The organism is Allobosea sp. 2KB_26, assembly GCF_052115715.1.
Classification (GTDB): Bacteria; Pseudomonadota; Alphaproteobacteria; order Rhizobiales; family Beijerinckiaceae; genus Allobosea.
The window spans coordinates 68,510-81,569 of the sequence record NZ_JBFRHE010000016.1 but is presented as its reverse complement, the minus strand read 5'-3'; the positions used below and the strand labels follow the sequence as shown (position 1 = coordinate 81,569).

The following is a 13,060-nucleotide window of genomic DNA, read 5'->3' as shown; positions in this document are numbered from 1 at the left end:
TGTCGTTCCTTGCTCGCTAGTGGCCTGCGCCGCCGCCGTCGCCACCGGTGCTCGCGGCGGCCGTGGCTCCACCGCCACCGGTGCCGCCACCGCCGATCACGACGTGCTTGAGGTCGGTGTGGGCGATCCAGAAATCCCGGCGCGCATTGATCGCGGCGACATTCGAAAGGATGCGCCCGCGCGCGTCGGTGATGAGCTGCGTCACATCGACGAGCATGCCGTTATAGTGCAGCAGCGACTCGTCCTGGATGATCTTGCGCAGCGGCAGGACGTTGTTCTGGTATTGCCGGGCGATGTCATAGGTGGCGCGATAGCTGGTATAGGCCTCGCGTGCTTCCGAGCGGATATTGACGGCCCTCTCGGCCAGCTTGTTGGCGGCCTGCATATAGTTCTGCTCGGCCTGGACGACGCGCGACTGTCCGAAATCATAGATCGGGATCTCGATCTCGAGCTCGAGCGTGGTGCTGCGCTTCGCCTCCCGCTCGACGTCGCCGTCGGCCAGAGCTCTGCGCCCGCGGTCATAGGTGCGCCGGCCGAGCAGATCGACGTCGTTGACGAAGCGGGTCGCATTGGTGAGGCCAAGCGATTTCGCCAGCGCGTCGAGATCGCCGCGGGCGATCTGCAGATCGATGCGCTTGCGCAGGGCCTCGGCTTCGATGGCCTTGACGCTCTGGATTTGCGGAAGGGGCGCAAGATTGCCGGGGATCTGGAACTTCAGCTCATCGCCCCACAGGCCAAGCAGCCGCACGAGGCGTTCGCGTTCCTGGCGCTGCAGCAGGCGTGCCTGGGAGAGCTGGGCGCCGAGCTCGGCATCGAAGGCGAATTCGCGGGCCTGATCGAGCTTGTTGATGCCGCCGGACTCGCCGAGTCGCTTGAACAGTTCGGAGGCGGCGTCGGTGGAGTTCTTGGCCTGCTCGAAGAAGCCGACCTGCGCATTGGCGGCGACGGCCCGGTAATACTGACGGCGCGTGTCGGCTGCCAGCTTCAGCACGGTTTCGGCGGCGCGCAACTGTGCGGTCTGGAATGTCTCGCGGGCGATTGCGGCGCGCGCCGGCAATGTCGCAAGCGCGAAGAGGCTGCCTGCGACTTGGCGCTCGATCTCCAGTTCAAATCGTCCTGAAAGCTTGGAGATGCCAAAGCGGGGATTGGGCGGCAGGCTCGCCGCGACCATCTGCGCCTCGGCAATGCCGAGATCATTGAAGGCCGCTTGCAGGCCGCGATTGCTGAGCAGCGCGATCTGCACCGCGGAATCGGCCGTCAGCGGCTTCCTCAGCAGCTGGTCGACCCGAGCTTTGGCGCTGATCGCCGCCGCGGCATCATTGATCTTGACCACGTCCTTCTTCAGCTCGCTGAAGGCGAGATTCTGCGCCGGGCCGACGCCACCATCGCTGGAAAAGGTCGCGCAACCGCCAAGCAGCACGGCCATGCCTGCGACAAGGGCGAGGCGGGAAACCGACGGGAAGAGCGTGATCGACCGGAAGGAGATGGACGCAGGCATGGCCACAGTGATCGGTCCTTCGGTCATGGCTGCGGTCCAACGCGCCGATTGAGTTCACGCCAGTCCTTCGGCTCGGCCGGGCGCAGCACGGTGTTGCCGGCGGTGACGCTCTGATAGGCGAGGGCGGGGACCTTCATGCTCGGATCGGCCGGACGCGCGAGATAGTCAGGAAGGGGTTTGCCGGCGCAGGCGCCGAGCACGATCGCAAGGGTTGCGAGGAGGAGTGGTCTTGCAATCATTGCGATTCGGCGTCTCCAGCGGCGTGGTGACGTCTGACTAGCAACGGCGCTCCGGCCGCGTCCGTTACAAATTGTTGCGAAGCGATCCGCGCATTTGGCGCAAGCAGGCGTTATCTTGCCCTTCAAGCCGCGTACCGATCAGTCCTCGCCCGTCCAGTCGGAAGACCGAAGTTGAACCCAATCCCTGCAAGCGTTCAGGCCGAGGATCACGGCCATGTGCTGGTGGTCGACGACGATCCGCAGATCCGGCTGCTCGTCGCGCGCTTCCTGCAGCGGCACAGCTATCAGGTCAGCGAAGCTGCCGACGGCGATGCGATGTTCGACATCCTCAAGCGCAGCGAAATCGACCTCGTCATTCTCGACCTGATGCTGCCGGGCCGTTCAGGGATCGAACTCTGCCGCGATATCCGCGGGATCTCGTCGGTGCCGATCGTGATGCTGACGGCCCGCAGCGAGGAGAGCGACCGCATACAGGGGCTCGAGGTCGGTGCCGATGACTATGTGACCAAGCCGTTCAGTCCACGCGAGCTGCTGGCGCGGGTTCGGGCCGTGCTGCGGCGCACGCGCATCCGCCGCGGCGAGCCGAGCGACCGCGCGAGCGAGCAGATCGGCTTCGATGGCTGGACGATGGATCTGCGCCGGCGGGAATTGCTGTCGCCGTCTGGAACGCTGGTCGATCTTTCGACTGGCGAGTTCGACCTGCTGCTTGCCTTTGCCGAGCACGCCAACAGGGTGCTCTCGCGCGAGGCGCTGATGCAGTTCGCCAAGACGCGCAGCAGTGACGACCCTTTCGACAGGACGATCGATGTCCAGATCAGCCGCCTGCGCCGCAAGCTCGAGGCGGATACGAATGGCAGCCAGCTGATCAAGACCATCCGGGGCTCGGGCTACATGTTCACGCCGACCGTGCAGGCGCGCGAGGGTGAGCCGGCATGAGCAGATCCCTCCGTCCGCGCTGGCCCGACACGGTTGCGGGCCGCGCTATCCTGATCCTCGTTGCGGCGCTGCTGGCTTTCCATTTCGCCGGCTACTGGGCCTATCGCGTCAGCGTCGACAGCATGGCCAATGTGCAGCGCGACAAGGCGCTGGCGGAGCGTATCGTCACCATCAAGCGCGCGATTGCCGGCAACGTGCACGATGCCGAGCGCGATCGCGTCGCCCATGATCTGTCGAGCGCGAGCCTGGAGGTGCACTGGAGCAATGTCAGCCTCGTCCTCGGCACCGCGCCGAAAACCGAACGCACGCAGGCGATGGCGGCGCGGCTGAAGGAACTCGCGCCTGAGCTCGCATCGGAATCCTTTCGTCTGGGCTATGCCGATGGCGGGGCGCCAAGTGCCGGAGAGGGAGGGGCCGGAGAGGGAGATGCCGATCGCCATATGATGCTGGTCTCGGTCAGGTTGGACGATGGCTCCTGGGTCAATTTCTCTTCGACGACGCTCGGGGCCGCGCAGCACGCCGACTGGAACGTGCTGGCGATCATGATCTGTTTCGGCGTTGCGATCATCGTCATCGGTGTGCTGCTGCTGCGCTGGGCGACGCGGCCGCTGCGCGACCTTGCGCTGGCAGCCGAACACTTCAGCCTCGACCAGGCCCCGACACCGCTCAGCGAGGCCGGCCCCGCCGAAGTGCGCCGGGCGGCGCGCGCCTTCAACACCATGGGCGAGCGCATCCAGCGCCTCGTCGGCGAGCGCATGCAGGCGCTCGCGGCGGTCTCGCATGACCTGCGCACGCCGATCACGCGTCTGCGGCTGCGCTCGGAGCTGATGGAAGACGAGCCGACGCGCGATCTGGTCGATGCCGATCTTTCCGAAATGGAGTCGATGATCGATTCGACACTCGAGTTCCTGCGCGGCGGCGTCTCCAGCGAGGCGATCCGCCCACTCGACATCGTCTCGGTGATCGAAACCATCGTCGACGACCATATCGATCAGGGGCGAATGATCACGCTCAGCGGACTGGGTCATGGCCGCGTGCTCGGGCGGCTGCTCGCCTTGAAGCGGGCCTTCTGGAACGTGATCGGTAACGCAGTGAAATACGGCGACCAGGTCTCGATCGTCATTTCGGAAACACCGACCGGCCTGAGCTTCATCATCGAGGATGACGGGCCGGGCATTCCCGAACACGAGGTCGAGCGTGCCTTCCTGCCATTCGTTCGGCTCGAGGAATCGCGCAGTCGGGAAACCGGCGGCACCGGTCTCGGCCTGACGATCGCGCGCGCCGTTATTCATGCGCATGGCGGCGAGATCTTGCTCGCCAACCGGGCCGAGGGAGGGCTGCGGGTCGCTGTGACGTTGCCGACGCTCGCCGCCAGCGAACAGCAATTCGCGGATGCGCTGACGATGGGACGCTTTCCCTTGCCGGCTGCGAATCCGGCCCGCTCATGACTTTCTATCTGGAGAGAACGATGAAAACCCTTGCTACCGCGCTGACGCTCGCGCTCTTCGCCGCTCCGGTGGCGGCCCAGTCCATCCAGGTCCATCTCAGCCCGAGCTGCGGTTGCTGCAAGTCCTGGGTCAAGCATCTCGAACAGGCGGGATTCTCGCCCAAGGTCATCGAGAGCAAGGACATGGCGGCGAGCAAGCGCATGGTCGGCGTGCCCGACAAGGTCCAGTCCTGCCATACCGCGATCATCGAGGGATATTTCATCGAAGGCCATGTGCCGGCCCCGGACATCCGCAAGCTGCTGCAGGACAAGCCGGCTGCAATCGGCCTGGCGGTGCCCGACATGCCCGTCGGGTCTCCCGGCATGGAGGTCGAGGGCGTGACGCCGGACCGGTATGAGACGCTTCTGGTCGGGGCAGATGGCGAGACGACGGTCTTCGCGAAGCACTGACCTAAGCACCTGTCTTTGCAGCGGCCCGAATAGCGCAAGCCGCCTTTCGGGCCGATGCTTCAGCGCTGCAGCGAACCGTCGCTCCAGAGGAGCGCTGCCTGCAGTCCCGGGCCGTCGGTTCGGTTGCTCAGGACGAGCAGCGCTCCGACGCGCCTGGCGGCGATCTCGACGATGGTCAGGCCGAGCCCCGTGCCTGTCGCGCTCTTGTGGCGACCGCGGTAGAAGCGTTGCGTGACGAGGCCGAGTTCCTCCTGGGGGATACCGGGGCCTTGGTCGAATACCGCGATGCCGCGACCATCGGCCGTCGGACGCCAGGACACGACGCCTCCGCGCGGCATATGCTGGATCGCGTTTTCGTGCAGGTTGCGCAGCGCCAGGGCGAGGCTCTCGCGGTCGCCTGGCACATCCAGGGCTGCGAGCCCAGGGTCGATTTCGACGTCGATGCCGGCCGCCGGAGTCGCATTGTCGATGATCTCGGCGAGCAGTCCGCTGAGCCGGACGCGGCCCGTGGCGGGTCCCTGCTGTTCCGTCTCGAGCTTTGCGAGCGTCAGCAGCTGCCGAACGAGGCGGGCCGTCCGGTCCACTGAGATCAGGATCTGGCGCAGCGCGCCTTCCCTGATCGTGGCGTCGGTTGTGGCCAGCGCGATCTGCGCCTGCGTCTTCAAGCCAGCCAGCGGGGTTCGCAATTCATGGGCGGCGAAGGCCGTGATCTCGCGCTCGTGGCGACGGGCGGCGGCGACCTTGTCGAACAGGCCGTTCAGCGCCTGTGCGAGCGGCCGGACCTCGATGGGGGCTTCGGCTGCCGCCAGGGGGCGCATGTCCTCGGCGTCACGGGACTTGAGTTCCGCAGCCATGGTCGCGAGCGGGCGCAAGCCCCGGCCGAGGCTGAACCAGATCAGCAGGCCGAGCAGCGGGGCGATCAGCAGCGCGGGAGCGAGAAGCCCGGCGATCAGGTCGTTGACCAGGCCATGGCGCAAGCCGATGCGATCGCCGACCATGACGCGGATGCCCTTCTGGGCATCTTCGACCGCGTAAACCCGCCAGCGTTCGCCATCGACCGTTCGATCGGAGAAGCCGGCAGCCTGATCGGTCAACTGGGAGCCCGGCGCGCCGCTGGATCGGGCAACCAGCCGGCCGTCGAGCGACCAGATCTGGCAGGATAGCTGGCGCTCATAGAACGCGGGCTCAACCGTCGCGCCCGGCAGGCCGGCGATCGCGGTCTCCGGCATCCGGCCGGCGTCGACCAGCGAATGCACCATCTTCGCCGCCTCCTGCAGGCGGGTGTCGAGCACATGCTCCAGCTTGGATCTGCTGTCGAGATAGATCCAGGCGACCGCGCTGAGCCAGATCAGCCCGGTCGCGGCAATCAGGATGACGAAGAGGCGCTTGCGCAGGGAGCTCATGGCCCAGGCCTCATTTCGTCACCTGTCTCATCCGATAGCCGAGGCCGCGCACGGTCTCGATCGCGTCGCGGCCGATCTTGGCACGCAGGTTGTGGATATGGACTTCGACGGCGTTGCTCTCGATATCCTCTTGCCAGCCGTAGAGCCGGTCTTCGATTTCACCCTTCGAGCGGACCGCGCCAGGACGCTCCATGAGTGCCGACAGAACCGCGAATTCGCGCCGAGAGAGTGTGACGGGGGTCCCGGCGACGCTGGCAGCAAGCGTTGCAGGGTCGAGCATGATCGCGCCTGCAGCCATGACCGGCGCGGCGCGGCCGGCATTTCGGCGCGCCACGGAGCGCACCCGGGCCGCCAGCTCGTCGAGATCGAAGGGCTTGCCGAGATAGTCGTCAGCGCCGGCATCGAGGCCGCGGATCCGGTCTGCGACCTCGTCCAGCGCCGTCAGGAGGAGGACGGGCGTGCGGTCGGACCTGCCTCGCATCTCCTTCAGCACGTCGAGCCCGGACCCATCCGGCAACATCAGGTCGAGCACCACGGCGTCAAAACAGGAGGTCGCGAGCGCGGCCAGCGCCTCGGCGCAGGTCTCGACGCGGTCCACCGTCGCGCCGGCAAGCCCGAGCCCGACCTTCAGCCCGTCCGACAGAACAGGATCATCCTCCACGACGAGGATACGCATTTCGTTCCCTCCATTGGCCACGCCTCCCTCGCTGGCGCGGCTTAAGGCTGGCTTAAGGTGGATTTCCGACCCGGGGGCATCCTTTGCGTAGCGCATGGCATGCCGTCCGGCGTGCCGTGCGGTGCCAGACCTCATTCGTCCAGCCGGACCCGGAAGCCTGAGCGGAACCCAGCATGAATCGCAGAAACCTCATTCGTATTGCGGCCGCACTGGCCGCTGCGCCCTTCATCTCGCCCATGGCGATGGCCCAGACCATCGATGTCGAAGGCATCCTCAATGATCCCGAAGCACCGGCTGGCGGGAACCCGAAGGGCGATGTCACGATCGTCGCCTTCCTCGACTACAATTGCCCCTACTGCAAGAAATCCGCCCCCGACCTCGCGCGCGTCGTCAGGGAGGATGGCAAGATCCGCCTTGTCTACAAGGAATGGCCGATCCTGGGCGAATCCTCCGTCCTTGCTTCGCAGATCGCGCTCGGCGCCGGCTATCAGGGGCGCTACGAGGCCGTTCACAAGGCTCTGATGGGGCTTCCCGGCCGGCTGAGCTCGAAGGACACGATCCTGGCTGCGGTCAAGGGCGCAGGCGTCGACATGAACCGCCTGCAGGCCGATCTCGATGCGAATGCAGAGAAGATCACGGCACAGCTGCGGCGCAATCTGGCGCAAGCGGATTCGCTGGGCTTGCAGGGCACGCCGGCCTACCTGGTCGGACCGTTCCGGACCTCGACGCTCGACTACAAGGGCTTCAAGCAGGTCGTTGCCGATGCACGCGGAAAGCAGGCGGCACAATGAGGCTGCAGACTTGTTCGGCGGTGCTGCCATCGCGCCGCAAGGCGGTCAGGATGGTCCTCTCCGTCGTCGGATTTCCGCTTCTGGCTGCCGCCTGCACGACGACCTCACTGCCGCCTCCGCAGATCGTGAAGACCCCGGCGGTCGATCCGTTGGCGGCCGAGCGCTATGCGGCGCTCGACAATGAACGCTTCTCCATTCCGGCCGTTTCGCTCGAGGACCTGAAGCCGGCCTATATGCGCCAGCTCGTCGATTACCCGACCCGCGAACAGCCTGGGACGATCGTCGTCGATCCCGAGGCACGCTTCCTCTTCCTCGTGCAGGAGGGTGGCAAGGCGCTGCGCTACGGCGTCGGTGTCGGCAAGGAGGGGCTTGAATTCACCGGGACGGCGCGTGTCGAGCGCAAGGCACAATGGCCGCGCTGGACGCCGACGCCGGACATGATCCGGCGCGAGCCTGGCCGCTATGCGAAATGGGCCGGCGGCATGGCAGGCGGTGCGAGCAATCCGCTCGGCGCCCGGGCGCTCTATCTGTTCAAGAACGGCAAGGACACGCTCTATCGCATCCACGGCACCAACGAGCCCTGGACGATTGGCGAGGCCGTCTCGTCCGGGTGCATTCGGATGATGAATCAGGATGTGATCGACCTGTATAATCGCGTCGCCGGCGGCTCCAGGGTGGTTGTGCTCTGATCATGTGACGCCTCTTGCGGGTTTTCAATATACATTATATGATATTGTATATTGAAAACCCGCAAGAGGAGCGACGCCCATGGCGACCGTCAGGATCAGCGACAGGCTCACCATTGGTGGCCAGCCTTCGCTTGCCGAGTTCGCGCAGCTCGCGGCCGAAGGCTTCGCGACGGTCGTCAACAACCGGCCCGATGGCGAGGAGGCCGGCCAGCCCGGCACCGAGGCTGAGGCATCCGCTGCGGCTGAAGCCGGAATTGCCTATGCGCATATTCCGGTCACCGGCGCGACCATCACCGAGGCCGCTGTGCGGGCATTCCAGACGGCCGTCGCGTCGGCGCACGGACCGGTTTTCGCCCATTGCAAATCCGGAACGCGTGCGTTGACGCTGCACGCACTGGGCGAGGTTCTCGACGGGCGTCTTGAGGCGGCGGATGTCCGGGCATTCGGCGAGCGCCTCGGCTTCGACCTCAAGGGTGCGCAAGCCTGGCTTGCGGCACGAGCGGTACCTGCCCGGCCCGAGGTCAAGGGGTTCTACGAGCCGCGTAGCGGCAGCATCCAGTATGTCGTCTCGGACCCTACGACGAAGAGCTGTGCGATCATCGACCCGGTGCTCGACTATGACGAGAAATCCGGTGCGACCAGCACGGCGAGCGCCGATGCGATCCTGTCGCATGTCGCGGAGCAGGGGCTGACGATCGCGTGGATTCTTGACACGCATCCCCATGCCGACCATTTCTCGGCCGCGCATTATCTGAAGCAGAAGACCGGGGCGCCGACCGGCATCGGTGCGCATGTGGTCGAGGTGCAGAAGCTCTGGCAGAAGCTCTACAACTGGCCGGCGCTGCCGACGGATGGTTCGCAATGGGACCGGCTGTTCGCTCATGGCGACCGCTTCAAGCTTGGCTCGATCGATGCCCATGTCCTGTTCTCGCCCGGCCATACGCTGGCCTCGATCACCTATGTGATCGGCGATGCCGCCTTCATCCATGACACGCTCTTCATGCCGGATTCCGGCAGCGCCCGGGCCGATTTCCCCGGCGGCAGCGCCAAAGCGCTCTGGGCCTCGATCCAGGGAATTCTGGCGATGCCCGACGAGACGCGACTCTTCACCGGTCACGACTATCGGCCGGGCGGACGCGAGCCGCGCTGGGAGAGTACGGTCGCAGAGCAGAGGCGGGCGAACCCGCATGTCGCGGGGATGGACGAGGCGGCTTACGTCGCGCTGCGCGAGGCACGCGACAAGACATTGCCGATGCCCAAGCTGATCCTGCATGCGCTGCAGGTGAACATTCGGGGCGGGCGCCTGCCGGAGCCGGAAGACAATGGCCGGCGCTATCTCAGGATTCCGCTCGATGCGCTGGAAGGGGCGGTCTGGTGAGCCTGTCGAGCGAGGTTGCGAAGCCAGTCGATATGGCGGCCCGCGCGGACGAGGTCGCGGGACTGCTCAAGACGATGGCCCACCCGGTGCGGCTGATGCTGGCATGCATGCTTGCCGAGGGAGAATACGCGGTCGGCGAGCTCGAAAGCCGGCTCGATATCCACCAGCCGACGCTTTCGCAACAACTCACGGTGCTGCGGGAGGCGGGGATCGTCGAGACCCGGCGGGAGGGGAAGCAGATCTTCTATCGCCTGACCGCAGACAAGGCGGCGCAATTGATCGGTGCGCTCTATGAGATCTTCTGCCAGCCGGAGGGCCCGCAATCATGAATTACTGGCCTTCGCTCTCCGGCGGCTTGCTGATCGGGCTCTCTGCGGCGTTGCTGCTGCTTCTCAATGGACGGATCGCCGGCATCAGCGGCATCGTGGGTCGGCTGGCGCAGGGCGCGCAGGTACCAGCCAACGCGGCCTTCGTGATCGGGCTCCTGGCTGGTCCGGTTCTCTTCGCCATCGCCTTTGGCCGCTGGCCGCAGGTGACGATCGTCGCCTCCTTGCCCGCCATCCTGATCGCCGGGCTGCTGGTCGGTTTCGGCACGCGGATGGGCTCGGGCTGTACATCGGGCCACGGCATCCTCGGGCTTGCGCGATTCTCCCGGCGTTCGATTGCCGCGACCGCCATCTTCCTGGTGGCCGGAATCGCTGCGGCCACCCTCATGAGGCTCGTCGGATGACACAGCCCTTGCCACGCCTGTTCGTCGCGCTTGTCGCCGGCGCCTTGTTCGGCTTCGGCCTCGCGCTGTCGGGCATGCTCGACCCGGCCCGCGTCATCGGCTTCCTGGATATCGGGAGCGGTCATTGGGACCCGAGCCTCGCCTTCGTGCTCGGCGGCGCTCTTGCCGTTGCGCTTGGCGCGATGGCGCTGGTGCGGCGAATGAAGCGTCCCGTCCTTGACGATCATTTCCATATCCCGCCGCCCGGACAGATCGACCGGCGGCTCATCCTCGGCTCTGCCCTGTTCGGGCTCGGCTGGGGAATGGCCGGCTTCTGCCCGGGGCCGGCGATTGCCGCCCTCTCCATGGGGTTTCTGCCGGTCGTACTGTTCGTCGCGGCCATGCTGGCCGGCATGACGATTCATGACCGCTTCGTCGCCGTGGGGGCCGTTCGCCGTTAATTCGATCCGTATCCGGCCGGATCGGAGCACTCCACCCACACTCGGATTCATAGAGACACGGAGTGACGCTCAAACGAGTTTGAGCGGTCGGCCCGATCGCGGCGAGCCCCGCGAGTGGCAAGGGCAGATCGGTAAGGGCGCTCTGCTTCGAGTACGGTCCCGCGCCTGCGATCAGCGACCCCATCCGAATATCGCCACGCTTGTTACTCCCACTGTTCGATTTGCGGTGCCAAACTCTCTGGCGATCAAGGACGAGCGATGAGCGTCAAATGGGAACCTGCCGCGTCCTGAAGGCGCGGGAGATCGCCTGACCAGGAGGTTTCAAAGGCCATGACACAATCAGCCGAGAGCGGGCGGAAAGCCGGACAACCCGTCATCCACACACCACCGATCGTGCCGTCACATGCATGGGAGGAGGCCCGCAAGCATCTGCTCCTGAAGGAAAAAGCCCTAACCCGCGCCCGTGACGCCCTGGCCGCCGAGCGCCGGCGCATGCCGTGGATGGCCGTGACGAGGGCGTATGCGTTCGAGGGGCCTGCAGGCAAAGCCAGCCTGCTCGACCTGTTCGACGGTCGGCGCCAGCTGATCGTCTACCGTGCCTTCTTCGAACCGGGCGTATTTGGCTGGCCGGACCATGCCTGCCGGGGCTGCTCCATGGTGGCCGACCAGGTTGCGCATCTCGCCCACCTGAACGCCCGCGACACCACGCTTGCCTTCGTCTCGCGTGCGCCGCAAGCGGATATCGCACAGCTGAAGGAGCGCATGGGTTGGACGATGCCCTGGTTCACCCTCACCGACGGTTTCGATGCCGATTTCGGCGTGGACGAGTGGCACGGCACGAACGTGTTCTATCGTGACGGCGACCGAGTGTTTCGCACCTATTTCATCAACAACCGCGGCGACGAGCAGATGGGGAACACCTGGAACTATCTCGACATCACGCCGCTGGGCCGGCAGGAGGTCTGGGAGGACTCTCCTGCAGGCTATCCGCAGACGCCAACCTATAAGTGGTGGAACTGGCACGACAGCTACGTTGCCGACGCGGCGCCCGACAAAAAATGGGTCGAGGTGTCCGATGCCGGGGAGGCCGCATTCCGGGACCGAAATGCAGATCCAACGGCGTGAGCCGTGCCTCACGCCGTTTCCGAATTCTGCCGGGGAGCTTTACGCCTGCGCTGCCGATGAGCGTTCAGGCGCCTGGAACAGTGTCCTGAACGCTGCGACGCGGTTCCCGCCGACGCGAGTTCTGCGGGCGTGGTCGGTCATGCCATAAGAGGTCGACGGCGCTTCAGCGACGCAGATCGGCGAGGCCCACCTCGATCACCGCGACCAAACCGGTAGGCAGCCAAAGGTACTGCATCTTGGCGCCGAGCTGAGAGTGCGCCGCCCGTTCGACGAGAACGCTGCCGAAGCCCGGCTGTCCGGAAGGCTTGGCCACGCTGGGGCCGCCGATCTCGTGCCAGGTTATGAAAAGCTGCTCCTGCCGCACCTCAGTGGAAACCGAAACGGACCCGCTTTCGCTGGTAAGCGCACCATACTTGACCGCATTGGTCGCCAGCTCATGAAAAATCAGCGCCAGCGCAGTTGCCGCGCTTGAGCCGACCGCAGCGTCCTCACCTCGAATGGTCACGCGATCTGCGTACCCCTCCCGATAAGGGTCGAGCAGGCGCGCCAGTAGCAGCGTCAATCCACCGTCGCCGATCTCCTTGTTGACGACGAAGGCATGGGCGCGATGCAGGGCCTGGAAGCGGCTCTGCAGCTTCTCGGCGAAGCCCTTGCTCGCCGGCTCGAAGCGGGCAGCCATCCGCACCAGACTGTTCACAACGGTGAAGATATTCGCGATTCGATGCGAAAGCTCGCGGGCGATCAGCTCACGCTGCTCTTCGGCGCGGCGCCTTGCGGTGATGTCGATATGGGCCCCGACGAGGCGAACCGCGCCGCCATGCTCGTCCCTGGTGATTTCGGCCTTTGCGAGGATCCAGCGCGTCTGGCCGTCGCTTGGCCTGACGATGCGATACTCGACTTCATACTCGGTGGCAGGACTCTTAACGGTAGCGAGGAAATGGCTGACCACACGCTCGCGGTCGCTGGGATGAATCCGGGCGACCCAGGCCTCGTGGCTTTCATGGATCGCGTCCGGCGGCAAGCCGTGGACGGCCAGATACTCCGGCGAGCGCACATTCTTGAATTCACCGTGGCGCAGGTCTACTTCCAGGCCGCCGATCTGCCCGATGCGTTGAATGCGCGCGAGCTCCGCTTCGCGAGCGCGAAGCTTGCTCTCTGCCGATTCACCTGGGTCGTTCAACATCTTGTCCTGGCTCGATCGGCGCAGAATCCTATATGTCGCCGTGCTTGGCCACCCGCAATGTCATTGGACATAGCG

15 protein-coding genes are annotated in these 13,060 nt (G+C 65.5%); 10 read left to right on the top strand and 5 right to left on the bottom strand.

What is annotated here, in order from left to right; genetic code table 11:
- Positions 1-16 precede the first annotated feature (16 nt).
- Positions 17-1,525, bottom strand: a complete 1,509-nt coding sequence (locus AB4099_RS28895) for a TolC family protein (protein WP_441480628.1) — start codon at positions 1,523-1,525, stop codon at positions 17-19.
- Positions 1,522-1,737, bottom strand: coding sequence for a hypothetical protein (locus AB4099_RS28890; protein WP_441480627.1), 216 nt, complete (start codon positions 1,735-1,737; stop codon positions 1,522-1,524). Before AB4099_RS28890 ends, AB4099_RS28895 begins: the two co-directional genes overlap by 4 nt.
- Positions 1,738-1,908: 171 nt before the next feature.
- Here AB4099_RS28890 and AB4099_RS28885 point away from each other — a divergent pair, with 171 nt between their 5' ends.
- From AB4099_RS28885 to AB4099_RS28875, 3 genes are read left to right on the top strand one after another with little or no spacing between them, the layout of a single operon-like run.
- Positions 1,909-2,673: a response regulator gene (locus tag AB4099_RS28885; RefSeq protein WP_441480626.1), complete on the top strand. Its 765-nt coding sequence runs from the start codon at positions 1,909-1,911 to the stop codon at positions 2,671-2,673.
- Complete coding sequence (locus AB4099_RS28880; protein ID WP_441480625.1) at positions 2,670-4,121, top strand: ATP-binding protein; 1,452 nt, start codon at positions 2,670-2,672, stop codon at positions 4,119-4,121. Before AB4099_RS28885 ends, AB4099_RS28880 begins: the two co-directional genes overlap by 4 nt.
- Positions 4,122-4,141: 20 nt before the next feature.
- Positions 4,142-4,570 carry a DUF411 domain-containing protein gene (locus tag AB4099_RS28875; protein WP_113517196.1) on the top strand — a complete coding sequence of 143 codons (429 nt, stop codon included), beginning with the start codon at positions 4,142-4,144 and terminating at the stop codon, positions 4,568-4,570.
- A gap of 59 nt (positions 4,571-4,629) precedes the next feature.
- Here the strand turns inward: AB4099_RS28875 and AB4099_RS28870 are convergent, their stop codons facing one another.
- Positions 4,630-5,973, bottom strand: a complete 1,344-nt coding sequence (locus tag AB4099_RS28870; RefSeq protein WP_441480624.1) for an ATP-binding protein — start codon at positions 5,971-5,973, stop codon at positions 4,630-4,632.
- A gap of 10 nt (positions 5,974-5,983) precedes the next feature.
- A complete protein-coding gene (locus tag AB4099_RS28865; RefSeq protein WP_113517194.1) occupies positions 5,984-6,649 on the bottom strand; it encodes a response regulator in 666 nt (221 codons plus the stop codon).
- Between the two features lie 173 nt (positions 6,650-6,822).
- Here AB4099_RS28865 and AB4099_RS28860 point away from each other — a divergent pair, with 173 nt between their 5' ends.
- From AB4099_RS28860 to AB4099_RS28830, 7 genes are all read left to right on the top strand, one after another.
- Positions 6,823-7,440, top strand: a complete 618-nt coding sequence (locus AB4099_RS28860; protein ID WP_113517193.1) for a DsbA family protein — start codon at positions 6,823-6,825, stop codon at positions 7,438-7,440.
- Positions 7,441-7,490: 50 nt separating this feature from the next.
- Positions 7,491-8,129, top strand: a complete 639-nt coding sequence (locus AB4099_RS28855) for a L,D-transpeptidase (protein WP_441480653.1) — start codon at positions 7,491-7,493, stop codon at positions 8,127-8,129.
- Between the two features lie 79 nt (positions 8,130-8,208).
- Positions 8,209-9,507 (top strand): bifunctional sulfur transferase/dioxygenase Blh, encoded by a 1,299-nt coding sequence (blh, locus tag AB4099_RS28850; RefSeq protein ID WP_441480623.1) that lies wholly within the window; start codon positions 8,209-8,211, stop codon positions 9,505-9,507.
- 32 nt (positions 9,508-9,539) lie between these two features.
- Positions 9,540-9,836 (top strand): sulfite-sensing transcriptional repressor BigR, encoded by a 297-nt coding sequence (gene bigR / locus AB4099_RS28845; RefSeq protein WP_113517233.1) that lies wholly within the window; start codon positions 9,540-9,542, stop codon positions 9,834-9,836.
- On the top strand, positions 9,830-10,237 hold the full coding sequence (locus tag AB4099_RS28840) for a YeeE/YedE family protein (RefSeq protein ID WP_162768320.1): 408 nt from the start codon (positions 9,830-9,832) through the stop codon (positions 10,235-10,237). The genes bigR and AB4099_RS28840 overlap by 7 nt, the downstream gene beginning before the upstream one ends.
- Positions 10,234-10,677, top strand: a complete 444-nt coding sequence (locus tag AB4099_RS28835) for a DUF6691 family protein (protein ID WP_113517190.1) — start codon at positions 10,234-10,236, stop codon at positions 10,675-10,677. The genes AB4099_RS28840 and AB4099_RS28835 overlap by 4 nt, the downstream gene beginning before the upstream one ends.
- Positions 10,678-11,007: 330 nt before the next feature.
- On the top strand, positions 11,008-11,802 hold the full coding sequence (locus tag AB4099_RS28830; protein ID WP_113517189.1) for a DUF899 domain-containing protein: 795 nt from the start codon (positions 11,008-11,010) through the stop codon (positions 11,800-11,802).
- A gap of 163 nt (positions 11,803-11,965) precedes the next feature.
- Here the strand turns inward: AB4099_RS28830 and AB4099_RS28825 are convergent, their stop codons facing one another.
- Entirely contained in the window at positions 11,966-12,982 is a 1,017-nt protein-coding gene (locus tag AB4099_RS28825; RefSeq protein WP_441480622.1) for a PAS domain-containing protein, read from the bottom strand.
- Positions 12,983-13,060: the final 78 nt, after the last annotated feature.